Source organism: Paenibacillus oryziterrae, assembly GCF_042610485.1.
GTDB lineage: Bacteria > Bacillota > Bacilli > Paenibacillales > Paenibacillaceae > Paenibacillus_AQ.
The window spans coordinates 60,886-85,131 of the sequence record NZ_JBGJZO010000014.1; the positions used below are offsets into that span (position 1 = coordinate 60,886).

At 49.4% G+C, this 24,246-nt stretch carries 22 protein-coding genes; 19 read left to right on the forward strand and 3 right to left on the reverse strand.

Annotated features, from left to right (window positions below; translation table 11 throughout):
- Nucleotide 1 precedes the first annotated feature (1 nt).
- The 3 genes from ACAN55_RS15560 (at nucleotide 2) to ACAN55_RS15570 (ending at nucleotide 3,232) form a co-directional block, all read left to right on the forward strand.
- Nucleotides 2–1,042, forward strand: coding sequence for an ABC transporter permease (locus ACAN55_RS15560; protein ID WP_379134527.1), 1,041 nt, complete (start codon nucleotides 2–4; stop codon nucleotides 1,040–1,042).
- A complete protein-coding gene (gene yjfF, locus ACAN55_RS15565) occupies nucleotides 1,032–2,000 on the forward strand; it encodes a galactofuranose ABC transporter, permease protein YjfF (RefSeq protein WP_379134530.1) in 969 nt (322 codons plus the stop codon). The genes ACAN55_RS15560 and yjfF overlap by 11 nt, the downstream gene beginning before the upstream one ends.
- 191 nt (nucleotides 2,001–2,191) lie before the next feature.
- Nucleotides 2,192–3,232: an ABC transporter substrate-binding protein gene (locus tag ACAN55_RS15570; RefSeq protein WP_379134533.1), complete on the forward strand. Its 1,041-nt coding sequence runs from the start codon at nucleotides 2,192–2,194 to the stop codon at nucleotides 3,230–3,232.
- Between the two features lie 7 nt (nucleotides 3,233–3,239).
- Here the strand turns inward: ACAN55_RS15570 and ACAN55_RS15575 are convergent, their stop codons facing one another.
- Together ACAN55_RS15575 and ACAN55_RS15580 are read right to left on the reverse strand one after the other, a co-directional pair.
- Entirely contained in the window at nucleotides 3,240–3,839 is a 600-nt protein-coding gene (locus tag ACAN55_RS15575) for a methyltransferase family protein (RefSeq protein WP_379134537.1), read from the reverse strand.
- 25 nt (nucleotides 3,840–3,864) lie between these two features.
- Nucleotides 3,865–4,893 carry a cation diffusion facilitator family transporter gene (locus tag ACAN55_RS15580; RefSeq protein WP_379134540.1) on the reverse strand — a complete coding sequence of 343 codons (1,029 nt, stop codon included), beginning with the start codon at nucleotides 4,891–4,893 and terminating at the stop codon, nucleotides 3,865–3,867.
- Between the two features lie 202 nt (nucleotides 4,894–5,095).
- On the opposite strand from ACAN55_RS15580, the gene ACAN55_RS15585 reads away from it, so the two are divergent.
- From ACAN55_RS15585 to ACAN55_RS15605, 5 genes are all read left to right on the forward strand, one after another.
- Nucleotides 5,096–6,286: a cell wall-binding repeat-containing protein gene (locus ACAN55_RS15585; protein ID WP_379134543.1), complete on the forward strand. Its 1,191-nt coding sequence runs from the start codon at nucleotides 5,096–5,098 to the stop codon at nucleotides 6,284–6,286.
- Nucleotides 6,287–6,375: 89 nt separating this feature from the next.
- Nucleotides 6,376–6,573 carry a DUF2933 domain-containing protein gene (locus ACAN55_RS15590; RefSeq protein ID WP_379134545.1) on the forward strand — a complete coding sequence of 66 codons (198 nt, stop codon included), beginning with the start codon at nucleotides 6,376–6,378 and terminating at the stop codon, nucleotides 6,571–6,573.
- Nucleotides 6,574–6,960: 387 nt separating this feature from the next.
- Nucleotides 6,961–7,668, forward strand: coding sequence for a response regulator transcription factor (locus tag ACAN55_RS15595; RefSeq protein ID WP_379134547.1), 708 nt, complete (start codon nucleotides 6,961–6,963; stop codon nucleotides 7,666–7,668).
- The gene (locus ACAN55_RS15600; RefSeq protein WP_379134550.1) at nucleotides 7,665–9,074 is read left to right on the forward strand and encodes a sensor histidine kinase; all 1,410 of its coding nucleotides are present in this window, start codon (nucleotides 7,665–7,667) and stop codon (nucleotides 9,072–9,074) included. Before ACAN55_RS15595 ends, ACAN55_RS15600 begins: the two co-directional genes overlap by 4 nt.
- The gene (locus ACAN55_RS15605) at nucleotides 9,071–9,277 is read left to right on the forward strand and encodes a hypothetical protein (protein WP_379134553.1); all 207 of its coding nucleotides are present in this window, start codon (nucleotides 9,071–9,073) and stop codon (nucleotides 9,275–9,277) included. The genes ACAN55_RS15600 and ACAN55_RS15605 overlap by 4 nt, the downstream gene beginning before the upstream one ends.
- A gap of 124 nt (nucleotides 9,278–9,401) precedes the next feature.
- Here the strand turns inward: ACAN55_RS15605 and ACAN55_RS15610 are convergent, their stop codons facing one another.
- On the reverse strand, nucleotides 9,402–9,887 hold the full coding sequence (locus ACAN55_RS15610) for a DUF6803 family protein (RefSeq protein ID WP_379134557.1): 486 nt from the start codon (nucleotides 9,885–9,887) through the stop codon (nucleotides 9,402–9,404).
- Between the two features lie 150 nt (nucleotides 9,888–10,037).
- Between ACAN55_RS15610 and selD the strand changes: the two genes are divergently transcribed.
- The 11 genes from selD to ACAN55_RS15665 all read left to right on the forward strand — a co-directional run bounded on the left by selD (nucleotide 10,038) and on the right by ACAN55_RS15665 (nucleotide 24,156).
- Entirely contained in the window at nucleotides 10,038–11,096 is a 1,059-nt protein-coding gene (selD, locus tag ACAN55_RS15615) for a selenide, water dikinase SelD (protein ID WP_379134560.1), read from the forward strand.
- Between the two features lie 61 nt (nucleotides 11,097–11,157).
- Entirely contained in the window at nucleotides 11,158–12,207 is a 1,050-nt protein-coding gene (mnmH, locus tag ACAN55_RS15620; protein ID WP_379134563.1) for a tRNA 2-selenouridine(34) synthase MnmH, read from the forward strand.
- A gap of 25 nt (nucleotides 12,208–12,232) precedes the next feature.
- Complete coding sequence (locus ACAN55_RS15625) at nucleotides 12,233–12,706, forward strand: DinB family protein (protein ID WP_379134566.1); 474 nt, start codon at nucleotides 12,233–12,235, stop codon at nucleotides 12,704–12,706.
- 122 nt (nucleotides 12,707–12,828) lie between these two features.
- Entirely contained in the window at nucleotides 12,829–13,839 is a 1,011-nt protein-coding gene (locus ACAN55_RS15630; protein WP_379134568.1) for a LacI family DNA-binding transcriptional regulator, read from the forward strand.
- 61 nt (nucleotides 13,840–13,900) lie between these two features.
- Entirely contained in the window at nucleotides 13,901–16,141 is a 2,241-nt protein-coding gene (locus ACAN55_RS15635; protein WP_379134570.1) for a helix-turn-helix domain-containing protein, read from the forward strand.
- 328 nt (nucleotides 16,142–16,469) lie between these two features.
- The gene (locus ACAN55_RS15640; RefSeq protein WP_379134573.1) at nucleotides 16,470–17,390 is read left to right on the forward strand and encodes an ABC transporter permease; all 921 of its coding nucleotides are present in this window, start codon (nucleotides 16,470–16,472) and stop codon (nucleotides 17,388–17,390) included.
- Nucleotides 17,391–17,405: 15 nt separating this feature from the next.
- On the forward strand, nucleotides 17,406–18,344 hold the full coding sequence (locus tag ACAN55_RS15645) for a carbohydrate ABC transporter permease (RefSeq protein WP_379134575.1): 939 nt from the start codon (nucleotides 17,406–17,408) through the stop codon (nucleotides 18,342–18,344).
- Between the two features lie 266 nt (nucleotides 18,345–18,610).
- On the forward strand, nucleotides 18,611–20,188 hold the full coding sequence (locus ACAN55_RS15650) for an extracellular solute-binding protein (RefSeq protein ID WP_379134578.1): 1,578 nt from the start codon (nucleotides 18,611–18,613) through the stop codon (nucleotides 20,186–20,188).
- Nucleotides 20,189–20,276: 88 nt separating this feature from the next.
- Complete coding sequence (locus tag ACAN55_RS15655; RefSeq protein ID WP_379134581.1) at nucleotides 20,277–21,671, forward strand: glycoside hydrolase family 30 protein; 1,395 nt, start codon at nucleotides 20,277–20,279, stop codon at nucleotides 21,669–21,671.
- A gap of 206 nt (nucleotides 21,672–21,877) precedes the next feature.
- A complete protein-coding gene (locus tag ACAN55_RS15660; protein WP_379134583.1) occupies nucleotides 21,878–22,888 on the forward strand; it encodes a ketoacyl-ACP synthase III in 1,011 nt (336 codons plus the stop codon).
- A gap of 131 nt (nucleotides 22,889–23,019) precedes the next feature.
- Nucleotides 23,020–24,156 carry a glycerate kinase family protein gene (locus ACAN55_RS15665; RefSeq protein WP_379134586.1) on the forward strand — a complete coding sequence of 379 codons (1,137 nt, stop codon included), beginning with the start codon at nucleotides 23,020–23,022 and terminating at the stop codon, nucleotides 24,154–24,156.
- Nucleotides 24,157–24,246: the final 90 nt, after the last annotated feature.

Consider the following 24,246-nt stretch of genomic DNA (forward strand, 5'->3'; position numbering starts at 1 on the left):
TATGAATAAAGTATATAAGCATCATCTGTTCTGGCCGCTATGCGTTCTGGCTGGGTTAATGCTGTTCAATTTGATCTATTCTCCGGATTTCTTCTCGGTAACGATGCATGACGGGCATTTGTACGGAAGTCTGATCGATATTCTTAACTTCGGTGCTCCGCTTATCCTGGTGGCGATTGGAATGACACTAGTGGTAGCTACAAAAGGTATTGATCTGTCGGTTGGCTCCATCGTTGCGATCTCCGGAGCGGTGGCCTGTTTAAGCATCAGTAAAGGGACGGATCAAAATGCTTTGGGACTTGTCCTGGTATCTATACTTTTAGCTGTAGGATTGTCTTTGGTGCTGGGAGCTTGGAACGGATTGCTTGTATCAGGTGCCGGAATCCAACCCATTATTGCCACGCTTATTCTTATGGTCGCAGGGCGTGGGATTGCCCAATTGGTCACCGGAGGTCAGATTATTACGGTAACCAGCACCAAATATTCATATATCGGATCGGGTTCTCTTGCGACGCTGCCGTTCTCCATTTTCATTGTAGCGGCGGTGCTCATTATTGCATTGCTGCTGACGAGAAAAACAGCGCTCGGATTGTTCATTGAATCGGTCGGCTGCAACCCGACAGCCAGCCAGATGACGGGCATCCGGTCCAGTGGGGTCATTCTGTGCGTGTATGTCTTCTGCGGCTTATGCGCCGGGATTGCCGGTCTTCTGCTCAGCTCCAATGTATCCAGCGCCGACGGCAATAATTCGGGGCTCTGGTACGAGCTTGACGCTATCTTGGCCGTTGTCATCGGGGGGACATCTCTGAACGGGGGCCGCTTTTACCTGTCAGGTACGGTGATCGGAGCGCTGATTATTCAGACGCTGACCACCACCATCTACATGATCGGAGTGCCGCCGGAAATTACGTTGGTCGTCAAGGCTTTTGTCGTCCTTGCGGTCTGCCTGATCCAGTCCGATACCTTCCGCTCCACCATCGCAACCCGCTGGAAGACACGGCATTATCCCGGAGAGAAGGAGATTACCCGCCATGTCTCTTAACCGAAAATTTATCCCGATCGTCGTGACCGTCGGGCTGTTTCTCGCCATGTTCGCAGCCGGTTCTTTCCGGTATACCGGATTCTTCTCCCTGCAGGTGCTGATGAATCTGCTTGTGGATAATGCATTTCTGCTGATCACGGCGGTGGGCATGTCCTTTGTGATTCTGTCCGGAGGCATTGATTTGTCCGTGGGGTCGCTCATTGCGCTGTCTACGATGGTCTCCGCCAGTCTCGTTCAGCAGCAGGGCTGGCCGCCGGCTGTCGTCATTCCTCTCGTACTTCTTATGGGTGCAGCCTTCGGCAGCGGGATGGGGGCCATCATTCATTATTTCAAAATACAGCCGTTCATCGTAACGCTGGCAGGAATGTTCCTGGCCCGGGGCCTCTGCTATGTAATCAGTATTAATACAATTACGATCGATAACGCCTTTTACACGGCAGTCGCCCAGACGAAAATTCCGCTGCCTGGAGGAAGTTTTATCTCCATTAGCGCTATTATTGCCTTGATTGTGGTTGCCATTGCTATATTTATAGCCCACTATACCCGATTCGGGCGAAATGTGTACGCTCTTGGGGGCAGTGAGCAGTCTGCTCTCCTTATGGGTCTTCCGGTTGCCCGCACCAAGATAATCGTATATACGTTAAGCGGATTCTGTTCTGCCCTCGCTGGAGTCGTGTTTACGTTCTACATGCTTTCAGGGTATGGGCTTCACGCAGTTGGCTTTGAGCTTGATACGATCGCAGCTGTCGTGATCGGCGGTACGCTGCTCACCGGAGGCGTAGGCTATGTCGTTGGAACCTTTTTTGGCGTATTGATTCAAGGTGTCATCCAAACGATTATCAGCTTCGAAGGGACCCTCAGCTCCTGGTGGACGAAGATCGTCATTGGCCTCCTGCTGTTTGTATTTATTCTGCTTCAGCGAGTCCTAAGTGCAAGACAATCGACAATTAAGCCATAGTTTGTTACTTTAAACATTGGAAGACAATTTCGGTTGTTTTCCAATGTTTAAACGAAATACAAGAAAGTATAAGCTTCAAATTATGCTTTGTCCTTGTTTTTTTACGAGAAACGGGTACCGTCCCTGTAAGGACGGAGCAGCCGTTTCTTCTTATATTTATGTAGACGCTTCCATGCAGAGGAGGGATTAAGGTGAAGCTGGCAAAATGGTGTCTGGTTTGTATACTTCTGGTCCTGTCCGGCTGTACGGGTGGCGCTACAGGCAATACCACGGTTTCGTTCGCGCCTGCTGAACCGGCAGCCGTAACCGTCCTCCCTACGGGTGAGCCTGTCGATGTTTCTGCAGCCAAACCCATTGTACTCGGGTTCTCCCAGCTCGGCTCAGAGAGCACATGGCGGGAAGCGAACACTGCCTCCATTGTGGAGGCAGCCGAAGAGGCCGGAATCACGCTGGTGATGAAGAATGCGGAGCAGTCACAGAAGAAACAGTTCGACGCCATCCGCTCCTTCATCCGCAGCAACGTGGATATTATTGCAATCGCGCCAGTAGTGCAGACTGGCTGGGAGCCTATTCTTCAGGAAATTAAGCAGGCGGGAATACCGGTAATTATTCTGGATCGTTCCGTAAATGTCGAAGACAGCTCGCTGTATGTAACCTTCATCGGCTCCGATTTCTATGAGGAGGGGGTGAAGGCGGCTAAGTACATGCTGGATAAAATGCGTCATCATACCGGAGAGATTCGCATAGCTGAGCTCCAGGGTACGGTGGGGTCTACGCCGTCCATTGACCGGGGGCGGGGTTTTAGAGATGCGATCAAGGATAATACGAATTTCAGGATCACCCAAAGCCACCCCGCAGATTTCACCAAAGCTAAGGGCCGGGCCGTTATGAGGGAATTCTTGAAGCTACCGAAGGACCAGTGGCCTCATGTCCTATATGCGCATAATGACGATATGGCTATCGGAGCAGTGGAAGCTATTGAGGAAGCAGGCTTAAAACCGGGAACAGATATTATTATTATCTCTGTCGATGGCACCCGCCGCGCCTTCGAGCAGATGATTGAGGGGACCATCAATGCGGTGGTGGAATGTAATCCTCTTCTTGGGCCCCTACTGATGCAGGCGACAAAAGAGATTATTGCGGGACGAACGCTTCCGAAGAGGATGGTTCCACCGGAGGATATTTTTCCCCAAGAGCTTGCTGCTGCGGAAGCGGGAAACCGTAAGTATTGAATGATGGTTACAATTTCGGCAGGAAACGGCCTGTGGCTGATTTATAAGCAGAATAAAACTCCTGATGGAGCTCTTGCAGATATTGTTCCTCGAGCCGTACCTGAATGTTGATCAGGAGCCAGGTCAGAGTGAACAGAGACCACATGAGATAGGTCGGCACAATCAGTGCTATTCCAAACGAGGAAGTCAGCATGCCGAGGAATATCGGATTACGGCTCCATTGAAAAGGGCCTTTGCTGACCAAGCCCGTAGCATGCTCCTTATCAATTCCGATTCGCCATGCATTGCCCATGGTTTTTTGCGCCCAGAGAATAAGGAGGAGTGAGCCCAAGGTGAGGAAGACGCCAAGGCACTGTGAAACCGTGTTATCGAACAGAGAAATCTTTGGCAGCGGCAAAAAATGTTGGAGCAGCACATGTGCAAATAGGAGTGCGATAACGATCTTGAACCAATATCCGACATAATCATGTACGGAATCGGAATTGCGCTGGAAGGTGACCGGATGAATGCCGGTCTTTTTGTATTGCAGCCAGCTTCTGAGAATGATCGCAAAGAAAATGAAGCAGAAGCTGTAAATCGGAAGATACCAATCCATAAATGATTTCATGCCGTAACACCTCCGAATGTGTGGTTCAGTCGCATGTCGTATGCTCAAAATCAGCCGTTTCGATTTGGATCGTAATATGTGAAATATTAAAGCGTTCTTTGATCTCCCGGATTGCTGTTTGCAGGATTTCCTGGCTGTCCTTGTACTCATTAACGACCAAATGACAGGTCAATGAATCCTTCCCCGAAGTTACCGTCCAGATGTGCAGGTCATGCACGTCTTTTACTCCCTCTATATGCAGGAGCACATCTTTCACTTGGCTGATATCCACAGAGAGCGGTGTGCCTTCCATAAGAATATGAACTGCCCAGCGTATGACACCCCAAGCGCTTTTTAGAATAAGCAGAGCCACAATAACACTAATGATCGGGTCAGCCACATACCAGGAGAACAGCAGCATGAGCAGTCCGGCAATAATCGCACCCACGGAACCCAGCGCATCACTCAGAACGTGGAGGTAGGCGCTTCGCATGTTAATGTTGTCTTTGACATCACCTTTGCGCATCAGGAACCAGGCGCTGAGCAGATTGGCGATCAGTCCGATAAAAGCGATCAGCATCATCGAGCCGCTCTGCACAACAGGAGGTTCGAAGAAACGCTGCCAAGCTTCCCAAATAATAAACCCCGCAATGACAAACAAGGTGACGCCATTCAGCAGTGCAGCTAAAATCTCAAACCGGAGAAAACCGTACGTCTTGCCAGGTGAAGCGGGTTTCGCTGCAAACCACATAGCCACCAGGCTCAGTGCAAGAGCTGCGGAATCGCTAAGCATATGCCCGGAATCGGATAATAAGGCCAGACTTCCGGTGAGCAGCCCCCCAAAGAACTCCAGCAGCATAATGCCGGTCGTAATAATAAAAGCGATCAGAAGTCCCACTTTATTGTTAGGGCCGTGATGATGGCCGGGACCATGTGCATGGTCATGAGTATGATCATGGTTGGAAGAAGGGTGCGCCTGGCTGTGATGATGCTCTTGCTCCTGATTATGTTCGTGGTTGTGTGGATGGGTATGATCGTGGTCATGTTCGTGATTTGTATGCGGATGCTTTTTCATAAAAAATCTCCTTTACATTAACATATGAGCAACTGTTCATATATAATATACGATGCCGCACGATAAAATACAAGGCGAATTTTGGAATTATCGATCACCTTCAATCATTGTCATTTCCTCCTTCATCTACATAGTTTCCACACATTTATTGGGTAAAATAAGCTTAAATAAAAATTAGATATTACAAATTGGAGGTAATCGGATGAGAAAGTTTCTATTGATGGGAAGTCTCACGCTGGTTCTGGGTACCGTACTGGCCGGATGCCAAGCCGGAGATAAGAATGCTGAAGTGAGCACAAATGTGAGCACCAATAGCAGTGTATCCATGCCGTGGATCGGCACTAAAAATACAACACGGATTAATACATCCGATCCTGTAGAGGCTGCTGTACTTGTATCACGAACGCTGTGGACCGCTGAGACGAAAAGTAACCGGCCGTCGAGCGTGGTGCTGACGGATGTAAGCAACTGGCAGATTGCTGCGGCGAGTACGGATTTGATCCATCATCCCAGCAATGGGCCGGTGCTCTTTTTTGACAAGGATGCGGTTTCGCAATCAACTCTGCATGAGCTGAAACGGCTGAATCCGCTCGGTGCCGAGGGTAATAATGGAGTGCAGATCGTTATTGTCGGACCCGTGAGTGCAGGAGTGGAAGAGCAATTGCAATCGCTGGATATGAAAATAGATAAAATAGCAGGGGACGAACCGGCCGCCGTCGCTCAAGCGATTGATGCCTACTATGCGAAGGCGGCTGGAGAGCTGCCACAGGCCGTTATTGTCGGGTCGATGGACAGCCCGGAATATACGCTGCCTGCAGTGAACTGGATTGCCCATATGCCGGAACCGCTGCTGTATGTAAAAAAGAACGAGATCCCGGCTCCGACCATCGAAGTATTAAATGAACGTGGCGGAAAAGCAACCATTTACGTCCTTGGCCCGAAAGCGGCCGTATCCGCCAAAGTCGAAGAAGAACTGAAAGCCTACGGTACGGTAACCCGGATCTCGGGTGATGATCCGTATGAGAATTCGATCGCTTTTGCCAAATTTAAAGATGCCGGCAATGAGTTCGGCTGGGGGATCACGACGCCAGGTCATAACTTCTCGTTCCTGACGGAAGATTCCACGATGCTGGCCATTGCCGCGGCACCTTTCAGCCATCTGGGTAAACACGCTCCGCTGATCTTCACAAAGAAGGACGGTATGCCAAGTGCCGTAATGGAATATCTGATGACACTCCAGCCGAAATTCGATAAATCGCCCGCAGAAGGTCCTTATAACCACGCCTGGTTGACTGGCGACAGTAAATCTATCTCGTCCGCAACACAAAGTGAAATTGACGATATGCTGGAGATATCCCCTGCTTCCGGCGGGAACCCACACTCCGGGCATTAAAACTTTGATTCCGCAGCACTTCAACATATTTTCTACACAAACAGCTCGTACAATGAAGGTATTAAATCCATTTCCTCAGGAGGCACCTTATGAATTGGTCTTGGCTGCTTACACTGGCGTGTCCGTTAATGATGATCTTTATGATGTTTGGCATGAAGGGTTCCCATTCGCACGGCGCGCATCGTTCCAATAATCAGCCTTCGATGAAGGATGTTCAGGACGAGCTGCACGCCCTAAAAATGCAAAATGAGCTGATGAGACAAGAGATTCAGAGCTTGAAGAATTAAGAGTTAAGTTCTGGCTTAAATTTTTGAACTCTTGAACTCTAGAATTCTTGAAGTCTTGAAGTCTTGAAGTCTTAAAGTCGTTTTGAAATGCCGTGAGCAAAAGTTTGCGGCATTTTTGAATTCTACCGATTATGATAATAAAGATAATATAAGATGGATTCTTAAAGGAAATAAGTGGCTGGTGGGAGTAACGAAGGGGAATTTTTGGAGCTGTAGGAGCGAAGCGTTCGCCTTTGTCTCCGGATTTCAACCGCGGAAAGCGGTTCAATCAAGAAATCTGGAGACAACAGCGGCCGAAAGTCCAAACATTCACCGCAGTTACGGGATGAACCAGCCCCAAGTTTTTAAGCAATCTTATAAAATATACAATATTAAAGTAGGTGACATATGTCGAAGCTTCAGGTGCTGATCGTCGATGATGAATGGAACATGAGAAACCTGCTGCGCATCTACCTGATGAAAGAAGGATTTGACATCAGGGAAGCCGCCACGGGCCATGAAGCCATGGACATGATTAACAAATATACCTTTGATATTATCCTGCTGGATGTCATGATGCCGGATATGGATGGCTGGCAGGTCTGCAAGGCGGTCCGGGAGACGGCGACCGTGCCGATCCTCATGCTGACGGCGCGCTCTGAAACGAAGGACAAGATTCGGGGACTGGGCATCGGTGCCGATGATTACTTGACGAAGCCGTTTGAACCGGAAGAACTGCTTGCGAGAATCTACTCGTTAATCCGGAGATCTTCCATTGTGCAGGTCTCGCAGCCCCAGCAATGGGTGATGGAATTTCCGCAAGTACTTATTTACCCGGATGCCCGGGAGGTGCGGATTCAGGAGACGATAGTCGATTTTACCCCGAAGGAGTTCGATCTGCTGGTGATACTGGCCCAGAATAAGCAGCGGGCTTTTACGCGGGAGGAGCTCGTGGAGCGGTTGTGGGGGCTTGATTATGAAGGGGAAACCCGGGTCGTGGATACCCATATTAAGAATCTCCGTGAGAAGATGCAAAAGGCAGGCATGAGCTACAATCCGATTCAAACCGTATGGGGCGTGGGTTATAAATTCTCGGCAAACGGGGATTCCGCATGAAAAATAACCGGATCGGCTTCAAGCTTGGTGTTGTCATCATCACCTCATTCCTGGTCGTCCTGCTGTTCCTGGGATTTGCCATCGACCGGATGTTCACGAACTTTTATACGGCTGAAATGCACCGGGAGACCGAAGAGATTGCGGAGCACTTCTCGATGATGGCGAACGCCGCTGATTCTGCTTCCGAGCATACGATGATGACATTTGCAGAATTCTCGAATGTCAGTATCTTTAATCTCCGGGAGGACGGAACCGTTCTCATGCATTCCGGAGTTCACGAGTCGGGTGACCGGGGATTTATCCGTGCTGGTGATCTCAACCGCATCTTTTCCGGGAAAAAAATCAGCCTATTGTATGAGGACCCGGCAGGGCACAGCTACTGGATTTCTGGACAGCCCATCGTTGACGGAACTACGATAACCTCGGCACTCTACGTTATGTCCTCCACGGAACAAATGGAACAATCGCTGGCTTCTGTGCGCAATCTGCTGATCCTCTCCGGGATAGGCGCTTTTTTGCTGGCCTTGGGCATCACTTGGGTGATTGCGCAGCTTCTCTCACGTCCCCTGCTGCAAATGCAGAAGGCAACGCGTAAGATTGCCGCCGGGGAACTGGAGACAAGACTGGATATCAGTAGCAGAGATGAGATCGGCAGCTTGGCCGGAGCCATCAATGACCTTGCGGTTGACCTTCAGCGCTACCGGGATACCCGGCAGGAACTGTTCTCCAATATATCGCATGAGCTACGCACACCTATCACTTATCTGGAGGGCTACTCCAAGGTGGTGAAGGAGCATATGTATGAGACCGAGGAAGAGAAGGACCGTTACCTCGATATCATTTATCAGGAGGCGGTACGGCTTCAGCACCTGGTCGATGATGTATTCGATCTGGCTAAAATGGAGGAAGGCAGAATTTCACTCCATCTGGAGTGGATCAGTCTGACAGAGCTGGCGGAACAGGCGGTTGATAAAGTCGGGCTGAAGGCCCGGGAGAAAGGCTTGAACCTCTCCCTTACGCAGTCAGGAACACCCGTGCCAATTCATGCCGATGGTAAAAGAATGGAACAAGTTGTGCTCAATGTGCTGGAGAATGCCCTTCGATATACAGAAAAGGGCAGCATCCAACTCCAACTGCTCTTCGATTCGAGATCAGCCGCTGTCATTGTAGAAGATACGGGAATCGGAATTCCCGAGGATGAGCTGCCTTATATTTTTGAAAGGTTCTACAGGGTAGAGAAATCACGTTCGCGCCAGTTTGGCGGCACCGGCCTGGGGCTTTCCATTGTTAAAAAGCTGGTTGAACTGCAGGGCGGAACGATTGAAATTACAAGCAAGACGGGGGCAGGGACACGGGTAGAACTCCGGTTTATGCTGCAGCCGGTGAACGGAGAGGAACCAGGATGAAAAAGATCGAATGGCTGATGGTGCTGCTGCTGATGGGAATGGGAGTCATGTGTATGACCCTTTCGGCAGTCTCTTTCCGGAGTGATACATTGTTTCAATTCGGAGGTTATGTGAAGAAATTCATCCTCTGTGGGTTCGTCATAGCCGTGTCCATCGTTCTGCTGCTGAAATGGCTCCGGTCCGGGCGGAAGTCTAAAGAATAAAGTGGTAGTAAAGGGGCTCCTGCGTAATGAACGCAAGGGCCCTTTATTCTTTCTTCCTCGTGGCAAAAAAAAGAGCATCCCGCCAGCCAAACGGCTAAGGGGATGCTCTTTCATTTCTTGAAGATTACATCTTCATGCCAGCCATGCCGCCAATGATCTCAGGGTTAACCATACCGAAGATCATCGCGATGTGGGCGACAACGAGGAATCCGCTGACGAACAGGAAGTGCAGCTTCATCTTCTCTTCTTCGGTCTTTTTGCGGCCGATAAGACCCAGTTCAAGAAGGGCAAGAGGCAGAAGGAACAATACACCGCTTAAGTAGAAACTAACAGCTACAACATCCACCCAAGTATGCCATTCGCCATTAGCTGTTAGTGGAATGAAGGCAGTCGAGAAGAGGTATACGAATATTCCGGTAAAATAAAATCCGGCCAGGATACTGCAGATCTTGTTGAAGGTTCTGAGGCCGCCTTTAAAGTTTCTGTTAAACAAAATGAAGAACTCCGTTACCGTAATCGTCTCAGCAAAGATCACAGGAATAGCCATAAAAATAATCAGATTCCATGGCTGGTTGTCTGCGAGCAGACCCATGTAATGCGTCATGTTCATTGAAATAATTCCCCCATAAATGTAATAACTCACAGGGATTAGTATAGGGACTAAATGTGTAGAAAGTATGTGGGATCGGTTTTGTAGTTCGAAGATCATTCGTGTAAGATTAAATAGGCTGTTAATTTATTTTGAAGGAGCTGTGCCATCATGTCACAAGCTGCACCTATAAAATTGACTTCTTTATCTTCCAAAGGCGGCTGCGGCTGCAAAATCGGACCCGCCGATCTGATGGAGGTGATCCGCAGCCTTCCGCCGGCGGTTCCCAATCCGGATCTGCTTGTGGGGCTCGATACGAGCGATGATGCGGGCGTCTACCGCTTAAGTGACGAGCTTGCGCTGGTACAAACCGTCGATTTCTTCACTCCAATCGTGGATGATCCCTATTCCTTCGGACAGATTGCCGCTGCAAATGCCTTGAGCGACATCTATGCGATGGGCGGCAAGCCGCTTACGGTGCTTAATATTGTGGCTTTTCCTATATCGATTCTGGATAAAAGCATCCTCGCGGATATTCTGCGCGGAGCGGGTGATAAAGTGAAGGAAGCGGGTGCTACGCTGGTCGGCGGGCATTCCATCGATGATAAGGAGCCGAAATTCGGCCTCGCCGTTACAGGGCTCGTTCATCCGGATAAGGTGAGAACCAATGCCTCTGCTCGCACCGGAGACAAGCTGATCCTGACGAAACCCATCGGGGTCGGCATTCTAACCACCTCGATTAAGAAAGACCAGCTTTCACCGGAAGAAACCGCACGGTTGACCTCGGTCATGTCTACATTAAATAAAACGGCTGCGGAAATCATGGAGCCCTATGAAGTGCATTCCTGTACGGATGTTACCGGCTTCGGACTGCTCGGCCATGCCTCGGAAATGGCTAAAGGCAGCAACAAGGGACTGGTGATCGACCAGGGTGCCGTACCTATGCTGCCGAGAGTCAGAGAACTGGCGGAACAAGGCTTCGTTCCAGGTGGAACCAAGAATAATTTCGCCCATCTGGAAGGAAGTATCCTGTATCCTGAGGAGATGGACCAAATCAGCCGCTACATTCTATGTGATGCCGTAACTTCAGGAGGTCTGCTGATCTCTGTAGCTTCCGAGCAAAGCGGACAGCTGCTGAAGGAACTGATAGACGCCGGAGTAGAAGCGGCGTTGATTGGCGAAGTAACGGATGAGCATCCCGGTCAGATCAAGGTTATAGCGGCACAGTAAACAGCAGTCTCTGCCAAGGGTGCGTGCTGTTGCCAGCTGCTACACAGAGGAGAGAGAAAACGTGTTTCAGGATATATCATTGGAAGAATTAAGAGCGCTGAAGAACAGAAAGCAGATCACTGTCATTGATGTCCGTTCGCCCTCTGAATATGAGGATGCTACTGTTCCGGGAAGTCTGAATATACCGCTGTTCAATGACCAGGAACGGGCAGAAGTCGGTACCCTATACAAACAGTCCAGCATCCAGGCCGCTAAGGAGCGGGGGCTGGAGATTGTATCGGCCAAGCTGCCGGCGTTCATTAAAGAGTTTGATGCCATTAAGGGAGATAAAGTGGTGTTCTGCTGGCGCGGAGGCATGCGCAGCCGTACGACGGCGACCGTGTTAGCCCTTATGGATATTCATGTCTACCGCCTGACCGGAGGTTATAAAGCCTACCGGAAATGGGTGCTCGAAGAACTGGAGACATATGATTTCAACCCGAAGCCCATTGTGATTCACGGGAACACGGGAACAGGCAAGACCACTCTGCTGCACCGGTTGAAGTTGAAGGGCTATCCTGTTCTCGACCTGGAGAACTTGGCGGGGCACCGGGGATCCATATTTGGACAAATCGGACTTCGCCCGAATAATCAGAAGACGTTCGACAGCCTTCTTTTAGAGGAGCTGCTTACCCTTAAGGAGTCGCCTTACATACTCTTTGAAGCGGAGAGTAAGAAGATCGGCAAGGTGGTTATGCCGCAATTTCTGGCCAATGAGAAGCAAGCCGGGATTCAGATCCGGATCGAAATGCCGCTGGAGGCCAGAGTCCGGCAGATTCTGGAGGATTACCGGCCAGATGAATTCAAGGAACAGTATATTACAGCGTTCCATAGCATCAAGTCCCGGATCCATGTTCCGATCGCGGCAGAGATTGAGCGTAGTCTGCAGGCTGACTCTTTTGCACAAGCTGTGGCACTTCTGCTGGAGCATTACTATGATCCTAAATATGACCATACATCCTGCCAATATGAGGATACAGAGAAGATTACGTTGAACGTCAATAATCTGGATGAAGCCGAAGCGGCGGTTGTTTCTTTTTTATCCGGGCGCACGGTTAATATCAATATTTAATTCGGCGAGGGAGAGGATTAGGTTCATGGAACATTATTTATTCAGGCAATTAGCTTTTGTGAGGATGAGGATTTCCCAGGCGATGCAAGGCGTAACGGAAGAGATGGCGGACCTGATTCCTGCGGGATACCGGAATTCACTGCGCTGGCAGCTTGGTCATATTTATGTCGTATGTGAACGGTTCTCGTTTCAGTTTATCGGCCTGCCGCTTCATCTGCCCGAAGGATTTAAGGAGCTCTTTGAGAATGGAACCTCACCGCTGACGGCGCCGGAGTCCCTGGCACTTCCGACCTTGCCGGAGCTGGAAGGCTTGCTTGCGGAGCAGCAGATACGGATTCGCGAGCAGCTCGGAGACCGTATGCAGGAACATATGCCGCCGTATACCACTTCGGGAGGAATGACCATGGAGACACCGGAACAATTCCTCAGCTTCAATCTGTATCATGAAGGGCTGCATACAAGCGTGATTAAAATGTATAAAAAAATGCTAACCGAATAAGGATCACGGAAAGAAGACAGCAGCTTTATTCCTCATGTTGCTGTCTCTTTCTTTTTTTATCATTGAAATCGATTTCAAAGAACTTTATAATACAATTATTAACTAATGAAAGCGTGATCATAATGAATGACAGTAAAATTATCGATGTTGCCAGGAGAGCGGGAGTATCACCTGCGACCGTGTCCAGGGTACTTAACGGAAGTCCGCTTGTCACCGGGAAGACGCAGGAGAAGGTGCTGCAGGTCATCCGCGAGATGAATTACACACCGAATGCGATGGGCAAGCAGCTTCGTTCACGGAAGACGCTGACCTTGGGGGTTGTGGTTACTGATATCGGCGTCTCGTATAATGCCGAGATTATTAAAGGGATCGAGAATACAGCGAACGGGCTCGGATACAAAATTCTGATCTGTGATTCCCAGAACGAGAAGGAGAAGGAGCTGGAATTCCTGTCCCTGCTGCAGAACCGGACGGTCGACGGATTAATTCTGGTAACGACGCTTCTGAGTGATAAGGAGATTGTAGCCACTGCAGATGCGGATTACGTCATTGGGCTGATCGGGCAAAAGACAGAACATCCTTCGATTCCGTGCTCTTTTACGGATAACAAGCGGATCGGGCGGGAGGTTGTGCAGCATCTGGTAACGCAGGGTCACCAGCGGATTGCTTTTCTTAGCGGATATGCCGATTCGATTGACAGCAATGAACGGTTCGAAGGATATAAGCAGGGATTGGCTGAGGCCGGTCTGCCATTTCTCCCCGAGCTGACGGACAACGGGGATTTTAATGAGCAGGGGGGTTATGAAGCATTCAACCGGCTGTGGAGCGGAGGGACGGAGTTCACAGCTGTCTTTGCTGCCAACGATGAAATGGCACTGGGTGTGTACAAGGCCTGCGCTGAACTTCAGATTCCTATCCCGGAGCAGATGGCAGTTGTCGGTGTGGATAATATCCGGATCACGAATTACGTTGAGCCGAAGATTAGTTCTGTGGAGCAGCCGCTGTATACGATGGGTGCCCTGCTCGCGGATAAACTGATCGATCAGATGAATGGCAATATCCGCGCTGGTCAGCAGCTCATAATGCTTCAGTCCAGACTTGTAATCAAAGGATCGTCGGGAAAGGAGGAATAGTATGATGCGTAAATTGTTGCACGGAAAAGAGAATAGGTATTATGGGAAGTTTTTTTCCGTTATGACAATTACCATTTTTCTTACGATTTCAATTCTGTCCGGATTCCTGTATTTGAATTTTGAGCGCATTGCGCTGAATCAATCCTATGAACAGACGATGGACAGCCTGGAACAGACCACACAGGAAGCCTCCGTAATGGCCGTGACGGCTGCTACCTTTGCCAAGCAAATTCACAGTGACCAGACGGTCGCGAATCTGCTGAATTTCCGTGATGCCAGTGTGCTGGATGTTACTAACGCGATTAAGCAACTGACCAATTACCGGGAGACCTCTCCTTTTATAGATTCCATCTACGTCTACAACGCGGAAGCACAGACCTTCTATGTCAGTACGGACATGAGTGTGCCTTCCGTGTTCAGCGAGTCTGAATTCTATGATCAGGAAATGAAGACGATGCTGAAGCATATTGACGATTATGAAACACTCATGCCCATTCCCCGCAAGCTTCGCATTGAAGGTCTTGCCGGCAATATTGCCGAAAAGGAACGGGATACCTACACTTTTCTTCTATATGATACCCTTACGAAAAGCGCCTCTAGGAATGCAGTCATTGTGAATATAAAAGAAACGCAGCTCCACAAACATATTGACGGATCGCTGGCGAATGATCCTGCCAATACGTTCCTGATCGACGGGGACGGCCGCCTGGTGTCGAACAGCTGGACTATTCCGATGCTGACCGATCTGAAAGGGACTCCCTATATCGACCGCATTTTGCGGAACGGACAGTCCTCAGGTTACTTCTCCACCGGCATCGATGGCATTAAATCGTTGGTTACCTACAGTGAACCGGATTATTTAGGGTGGCGGTATATCCGTATCGTCCCTTATTCACTGATCAGCGAACGAATTGACAACATGCGGTATAAAACCTTTGTCATTGCAGGTTCCATCCTGCTTGCTGGTCTGGCGCTTTCATATCTCGGCTCCCGGAAGCTGTTCTCCGGGCTGAACAAGAAGCTCTCCCTGCTGGGCAATCTGGAATCGGAGCAGCGTGAAAGTCTGCAGTATATGCGTTCGGAATATCTTAGGGGCTTGCTGGTCGGGGAAGCGCACAGTGATGCGGAGCGGGCAAAAGCCATGTTCATGCGGTACGGGATCCGGCTCGACCCTGAAGGAGTCTTTCGTGTTCTCCTGATTACCATCGATGATTACCGCTCGCTTATTGATCAATACAAGAGCGAAGACCGCAAGCTGCTGCGTTACGGTATGCTGAATATTGCCCAGGAGCTGTTAACCAAAGACGGACAATCCGCGGCTGCTGCGGATCTGGGCGAAGACCGTGGAGCGATTATTCTTCAGATCACCGAGAACGGAGAAGCTGCAGGCGAGGTCTGCCGGTATTATGCTGGGCTGATTCAGGATGCAGTCTCCCATTATTTGAAGTTGTCCGTTACGATCTCCTCCAGTCTGAACGGGGAAGGAATTCCGTCGGTTCACGCCCTCTGCCAGCAGGCAGTTGAAGCCTCATTCAGCCGTGTGTTCAGTGGTCCGGGCTGCTACATTGAGGCGGAAACCGTAGAAGCCAATAAAGCCAAACCTTATGAATATCCTCTCCACAAAGAGAAACAGCTGGTTGATGAACTCATGCTGGGGCGAATCCCTGAGGTGAAGCGGCTGTTTAACGAGATCATCGGGGATACGGCCCATTACTCTTATATCTCTTATCAGCTTGCCATCTCTCACCTTACCTTCGCCCTGCAGAATGCGATCGGAACCATCCGGCAGCATTCTCCGGCCTCGGAGGATCTTGCCGTTCCGTCCCTTCAGCTCTACATGCATACCCAGGTGGAGACCCTGACAGAGTTCACGCAGCGGTATATGGTCCTATTCGATATTCTGGAGAAGCATATGGATGAACGCCGTAAGAACAGGCAGGATGATCTGCCCGGCAAGATCAAAAAAATGATCGACGAACGTTACGCCGACCTGAACCTTTCGCTCGAAATGCTCGCGGATGAACTCGGGATGTCGGCCGCCTATATCGGCAGAGTCTTTAAACAGCATACCTTTCAGACCATTCTGGGATACATCCAGGAGGTGCGGATGAATAAGGTCCGTGAGCTCCTGGCAGAAACCGATGATCCTCTTGGAGATATTGCGGAGCGGGCAGGATTTGCGAACAATCCCTATTTCTTTAAGGCCTTCAAGAAGCATAACGGCGTGACGCCGGCGGAGTACCGCAAGTACAGCAGAGTCCGGCAGAGTAATGACGACAACCACAATGCCATGCAGGGATGAGAAATAATTAGGGGATGAGAATTAAATTCCGGGCTGAGTATTAAGCTCCAGGAATGCTCTGCTTCATCTTCATGAAGGGTCAGGGAACCTCCCTGGCCCTTCTCTTGTTCAGAATGAACGCTTGAAACCCTTGATACTACTGGGCTGTATCGCAAAAAAGGAGTGAGTTCGCAAAAGCTTAGTGCCGGTTTTAGGTGAAAAGTGAGTCATATCGGGTATGATTAGTTGCCCGTATTCCCCGGGTTCCTTTACTGTGAAGTTGTGGCCGGAAGCCATAAAGTCAAGGCGGCGGACACATGAAATAAAGGCTAGAGGGGGTCATACGTTCATGTCTGGAAAAGGCGGGTTTCTTCGGGAGCTGAATCGGAATAAGGTATTGTTTCTGATGATAGCCCCTACACTGCTGTTCTTTATCATTTTTAGCTACATTCCGATGGTTGGCGTATATTACGCATTTACCAGGTTCGACTTCGACGGCGGGCTATTCGGAAGTGAGTTCATCGGGTTTAAGAATTTCGAGTTTCTATTTAAGTCAGGCGTATTATGGAACTTGACCAAAAACACGGTGCTGTACAACTTTGCATTTATTCTTCTCGGCAACATGATGCAGATTATCTGCGCAATCTTCCTGGCACAGCTAGCCAGCAAGTGGTTTAAGAAAACAGCACAATCGCTGATGTTTCTGCCCTATTTTCTATCATGGGTGCTGGTAGGTGCGTTTGTGTTCAACCTGTTCTCTGATTTCGGTGTCATTAACACTGTGCTGAAGCAGCTGGGCATGCAGCCTTATGATTTCTATCTTCAAACGGCACCTTGGAAGTACATTATCGTCTTCTTTAACATCTGGAAAGGCATCGGATATGGAACGGTGATCTACTTGGCCGCCATTATGAGTATTAGTGACGAATATTACGAGGCAGCAAAGATCGATGGAGCGACCATCTTTCAACAAATCCGGCGTATCACACTGCCGCTGCTGATGCCAACCTTTATTCTGCTGATCCTGTTCAGTCTGGGAGGCATTTTAAAAGGGCAGTTTGATCTCTTTTACCAGATTATCGGCAACAACGGCATGCTCTACGACGTTACGGACATCATTGATACTTATGTATTCCGTTCATTGACCGTCAACTTCGATATCGGTATGGGAACAGCGGCCGGTCTGTATCAGTCCTTCTTCGGTTTCGTGCTGATCATGCTTGTGAACTACATTATCAAGAAAACGCGTGAAGAATACGCCTTGTTCTAAAGGAGGGATCAACTCATGAGTACGGAAGCGGAGACGCTGACGGCTGTACGCAGCATCAGGACAAACAGCAAGATCAAAAAAGACAAGGAAACCATTATCTTCAATATCATCGGCTATACTCTGCTGACGCTAATATCCTTAATCTGTCTGATTCCGTTCTGGCTAATTGTCGCCGGGTCATTTACGGATGAGCTGGAGATCATCTCAGAGGGATTCAAGCTATTCCCGAGTACCGTGTCATTTGAAGCCTACAAGTCGGTGTTCAGTACACCGGAGCAGATCTACCGCGCTTATGGTGTAACGATTGGAGTAACTGTAGCGGGTTCGCTGCTGGGACTGTTTCTGACCTCCATGGCTGGCTATGTGCTCTCACGTAAGGATTTTGCTTACCGAAACAGTATTTCGTTCTTCATCTACTTCACCACCCTGTTCAGCGGCGGTCTGATTCCCTGGTACATCATGATGACCAAACACTTGGGGCTGAAAGACAGCTATTGGGCTCTTATTCTTCCGCCCCTGCTCAGTGCATGGAATATCATCCTGATGCGAAGCTTTATGAAATCGATTCCAGAATCGATTGTGGAGTCCGCTAAGATCGACGGCGCCGGGGATTTTAAAATCTACCGCAAGCTGATCCTGCCGCTCTCCACACCGGGTCTAGCAACGATTGGGCTGTTTCTCGCACTGGGGTATTGGAACGACTGGTTCAACGCCAACATGTTCATTACCTCGGATGAGAAATTCCCGCTGCAGTTCCTGCTGTACAAAATTTTGTCCAGCGCCGCCGTTCTGCAGACCAACAACGGATCTTATCTCGCCGCCAATATCGTCCCGCCTACCGAGACGCTGAAAATGGCCGTTGCCGTGGTTGCCACGGGACCAGTAATTCTTCTCTATCCGTTCGTGCAGCGGTATTTTGTCAAAGGACTTACGGTTGGAGCTGTGAAAGGTTAGTACCGGGTGACCGGCTGACATAGTATTTCGAGTTTGAGGAGTTAAGGGGTGCCTGTCTGTAGTACAAAAGAAAGATGGAGTGAAACGGAAACGGAGAGAAAAGTTGGAACCGCAGGAGCGATAGTGTCCGCCTTTGTTTTTGAATTTCAAGCCATAGCGCCTGAAGGTCCAACTGTTTTTCGCAGTTTCTGCAAAGCTTCCGAAGCGAGTTTTGCCGAAGTACATCATGGAAGATTATCCCAACAAAACTTTTAGGGGGAGTTAATGTGAGAAAGGCAACACAACGATTGACGCTGGTGCTTCTGCTGTCCTTATTGATCTCGCTGGTGGCAGGCTGCGGTGGCGGAAATAACAACAACGGAGAGTCCGCGAACGAAGGCGTTAAAGCCTCAGAGCCTGCGGCAGCCAATCAAGGCGATGCAAGCAAGGAAGAATTGAAAAAGGTGAAGCTGACCTGGTATCTGGTTGGTGACGCGCACAAGGATCAGGATAAAATCGTAGCGGAATGGAACAAAATGCTGGAGAAAGACCTGAATACAACGATCGATCTGAAGTTCACTACCTGGAATGACTGGTTGACAAAGTATAATCTGCTGCTGACTTCCGGTGAGAAAATCGATATGATCTTCGCTTCCAACTGGGCGGATTTCTATAAGTTGTCGAAGCAGGGCGCGTTCCTCGATCTGAAGGATTTGCTGCCAACTTATGCTCCGGTAACTTGGGGTAATGTACCGAAACAGGACTGGGAGTCAGTAACCGTCAAGGATGGTATCTACGCAGTTCCGAATACCAATCCGGAGTATACACCTGACGGCTTTGTGTACCGTCAAGACTGGCTGAAAGAGTTTGGCTTGCCGGAATTCACGGACTTGAACTCCATCGAAGCCTATCTGGACGCTGTGAAAACGAAGAAAAACGTAACGCCGATTAACGGCGCTGCTTATGAGAACGTCAACCGCTTGTTCCGTTTCTGGAACGACTTCCAAATGATCACCGGAGACGTCATTGGCGCTACCTCTTATGAGAACCCACGCGATATTCAAATCATCCCGTTCACGGATGAATATGAAGCATGGGTGAAGAAGATGAAAGAGTGGGAAGAGAAGGGCTATTGGAACAAAAACTCCCTCTCCTCCAAGCAGGAAGCAGGAGATTTCATCAAGACCGGACAAGGTGCGATTTACTGGCGTAACCCTTCCAGCGCCGGCGGCTTTATCAATGAAGTGAAATCCAAAGGGCTGAAGATGGATATCGGGTACTTCCCGTTCACCCGCTTCCACAACTATGTAATTCCTACACTGCCGATTGCCAATGGTATGGCGATTCCGAAAAGCGCGGCTAATCCGGAGCGTTCGCTCATGGTGCTCGACAAGCTGCGTAATGATCCGGCCTATTTCAATCTTATGACTTACGGTATCGAGGGCACGCACTGGGCAAAAGGTGAAGATGATAAGACGATTGTCATTCCTGCACCAGGCGTAGATTTAAATGTAACTCCGCGTTATGACATTGCGAGCTGGGGCTGGCGTTATGAAGGTAATATGAAGAAGGAGAAAGGCGGCTGGGACGGTCTTGATGCGCTGAAGGAAGAGTTCAAGCCGATCAGCAAACAGGATATTTTCGGGCCGATCTATCTGGATTATGAGCCGGTCAAAACCGAGCTGGCTGCTGTGAATCAGGTGTTCGAACAATACGGCAAGCCGTTGATGCTGGGTCTCACTGCAGATGTGGATGGTTCGCTGAAGACGTACCGCGAGAAGCTGAAAGCAGCGGGCGTAGAGAAGCTGCTGGCTTATGTACAGGGCGAAGCTAATAAGTATTTTGATGAAAAAGGTATTAAGTAACATACAGTTACAGGGGAGCGGCGATATTTCGCCGCTTTCTTGTGATCATTAGAGCAGATCAAGAGAATCGTGAAGGAGATGAACCATCATGAGTAGTGCACAAGAATCTTCGAGAGCCGTGAGGGTATGGTTGAGCTCGGAATCTGCGCCTGGTGACGGTATATGGTTTAAAGGAGCAGAGGGTCCGCTGATCCCCGAATACCAGTTAAGCAGACAGCCGGATATCAACTGGGGCGTACCTGAAGCCGTAGAGATTCCTACCCTTATCGTAGAACCAGACTCTGAGTATCAAGAGATTCTGGGGATCGGTACCTCGTTAGAGGAGACAACGGTCAACAATCTGTCCAAGCTAGGTGGAGCAGCGCGAAGTGCTATTCTTGAGCAACTGACGCACAGAGAGAAGGGCATCGGCTGCGGAATGTTTCGGATTACCTTGGGGACTTCGGATTTCACGGCACAGCCATTTTATACGTACGATGATATAGAAGAAGGCGAAACGGACTTTGAGATGAAGCATTTCTCTATCCAAAAAGATATCGACCTTTCGATTATCGACACGATTCATCGTCTATTGGTCGCTGCTCCGGATACCCTCATATTCGCCTCACCTTGGAGTCCGCCCGCCTGGATGAAGACGGGGGGCCACTTGAAGAAAGGAAGATTGAAAGAAGGGGCTGAATACACAGCCGCACTGGCGAAGTATTATCGGTTGGCGATCCAAGCTTACAGGGAGCAGAATATTCCGATTCATGCCATGACCCTGCAGAATGAACCCCTGTTTGAAGCCGATTATCCAAGCTGCTATATGCCTCCGGAGCGGCAGCAGGAACTCGCCATAGCATTGAAACAAGAATTTCAGGAGCATGGGCTGGATACGGAAATCTGGATTTTTGATCACAATTTCAGTGATGCGCTAGCGTATGTGGCTGGAGTGATGAATGATGATGAGGCGTCGGCTGCAGTGAGTGGGATTGCCCTTCATGATTATGACGGGGAACCGGAGGTTATGAGCGAGCTGCACTCAGCCTATCCGGACAAACCGATCTATTTAACGGAAAGATCGCTCTGGGGAACCGGGGGGGCGGAGAGGCTGGTCCGTTATTTCCGGAATTATGCCTCCAGCTATAGCGGCTGGGTTACGATGCTGGACAGCAATATTGGGATCCACCAATGGCCGGGTACTCCGGGACCCACCCTGTTTATTCGGGATGCTGACGGGAATGACCGGTACTGGCTCACGCCGGAATACAACATCTTAGGCCAATTCAGCCGTTTTGTGCAAAAAGGCGCGGTTAGAATCGGCAGCACCTACGGATCTACAGATACAGTAACTAGCGTGGCCTTTAAGAATTCCGATGCCAGTATTGCTGTTGTTGTCATTAACCAGACCGAATCATCGCAGAAGTTTCGGTTGCTGTCTCAGGGGAAACAATGTTTGGCGGAACTTCCAGCGAAGACGGTGGGGACTTACTGCTGGAATTAGGATGGTTATACGGGATTATTCGTGGAATGAACTTAAAAGAAGTCATGCGGGATAGCTGATCCTGCATGGCTTTTTTGCGTGAGTTAGGAGAAATTCAGTTCTTTAGCCTAAGCCCCTGATAGTGTTACCGGGTTGTATCAAACTAAGCGATCTGCTATATTAGTACCAAGTACTAATATCAGATACTAGTTGAGAGGATGAAGAACATGGCAGGTGCCCAAATTACAGCCATTGGCTCCTATGTCCCTTCCCGCAGACTGACGAATACGGATCTGGAGTCCATGGTTGACACTAATGATGAATGGATTGTGCAGCGCACGGGAATCCGCGAACGCAGAATCAGCCGCGAAGATGAGTTCACCAGTGACTTATGTGTTGCCGCCGTACGTAATATGATGGAGCGTTATGGCACAAGCGTTGAAGATGTAGACATGATCATTGTGGCGACCAGCACTCCGGATTTCTCATTCCCTTCGGTAGCTTCCATTATCCAGGAACAACTGCAAATTCCCCGAACAGCTGGAACCATGGATTTAAGCGCAGCTTGTGCGGGGTTTGTATACGGTCTGCATACCGCGCACTGCTATGTTGCTTCGGGGCTGCACCGCAAGGTGCTGGTGATCGGCGCAGATACCCTTTCGAAGATTACAGATTACACGGACCGCAGTACCTGCATCCTGTTCGGAGATGGTGCGGGTGCTGTACTTGTTGAGCAGGACGAGCAGAGTACAGGCTTTCTCGGTTATCATCTGGGAAGTGACGGGGGAGGGGCACATCATGTGTACCGTACGGGACTTTCCCGCAGTGTTAACGGAGCGGATCTCATTGATTCACAAAAGCTCGTGCAGAATGGAAGAGAAGTCTTCCGCTGGGCGGTCAGAACGGTACCTCAAGGGGTTAATGAGTTATTGGGGCAAGCAGGGGTTCCTCTGGAACAGGTGGACTGGTTCATTCCGCATAGCGCTAATCTCCGGATGATTGAGCCAATCTGCGAGAAAATAAACTATCCGATGGAGAAGGTGCTGTACAGTCTCGTGAATTTCGGAAATACCTCGGCAGCTTCCATTCCGCTTGCTTTGGATTTGGGTGTCCGAAGTGGACAGGTGCACAATGGTGACCGTATTTTGATGTATGGGTTCGGGGCGGGGTTGACCCATGCCGGGCAACTGGTGCAGTTGAAACTCGCGGAGCAGATCTCTGAACCACTGCCGCTGTAACAGGAATTTTCCAATAACAAATTTGAATATCCATTGTTTTAACCTCATATGGCCCATATAATGAAAACCAATTCAGGTAAGTGGACCTTCCGTTCGGATCTATCTTATTAAAGAAATGGAGAAGCATAAATATGGGCAAAGTTTTTTTGTTAGCGCCAGATTCCTATAAAGAAAGCATGACGGCAAAAGAAGTATGCGAAGCTATGGAAGTAGGCATTAAAAGAGCAATGCCGGATGCGGAATGTATTCATGTACCTATGGCTGATGGCGGAGAAGGCACTGTTCAATCATTAGTCGACGCTACAGGTGGAACACTGATTGAACAAGTAGTCACCGGCCCACTCGGTACGCCTGTACTGGCGAAGTACGGAATTCTGGGAGACGGTAAGACAGGTGTTATTGAAATGGCATCTGCCAGTGGCATTCATCTTGTAACCAAGGAAACCAAGAATCCGTTAATTACTACCACCCTTGGAACGGGAGAATTGATAAGGGACTGCATTGATAGGGGCATTAAAGACATCATCTTAGGTATAGGCGGAAGCGCTACGAATGACGGCGGCGCTGGAATGGCTAAAGCCTTGGGGTATAAATTTCTCGATAGAGCCGGGAATGAACTGGCGCTGGGCGGAGGGTTCTTAGGTGAACTGGATATGATTGATTCCAGCGGTGCAATGCCGCAGTTACAAGAGGTGAAGATCCTGGTAGCATCGGATGTAACCAATCCATTGTGCGGAGAACGTGGAGCAACGGCTGTTTTTGGTCCTCAAAAGGGAGCAACCCCCGACATGGTTAAAGCGCTGGATAGCCATTTGAGGCATTACAGCAGGGTAATTAAACAACACCTTGGAGTCGACATTGCGGATGTTCCAGGTGCGGGAGGCGCAGGCGGCCTGGGAGGCGGATTGCTTGCTTTTACCAATGCTACAATGAAGAAGGGAATCGAAATCGTTATTGAGTATACGAAGCTCAAAGAAAAACTCGAACAGGCAGATTACTGCATCACCGGAGAAGGCAGCATTGATTCTCAGACCAAATTCGGCAAAGCGCCATATGGGGTTGCCCAAGCAGCGAAAAGTGTCAGAAGCGATATGAAAGTGATCGCCCTGGCAGGATCTGTGGGGAAAGATATCGAGGCACTGTACAATGAAGGCTTCGACGCCATCTTTGGAATCGCTCCTGGAGCAGCGGACATAGATACCTTACTGGTACAAGGCCATGAGAATATTGCCCGCACGTCTGAAAGTATTGCCAGATTATTAAGCTGACATAGAAGGATTAGTCCGGATCCCAGGGCCAATCCTTTTTTATTGCTGTTTCCAATTTATAGAACTCATAAACCCGAAAAAATCGACCTT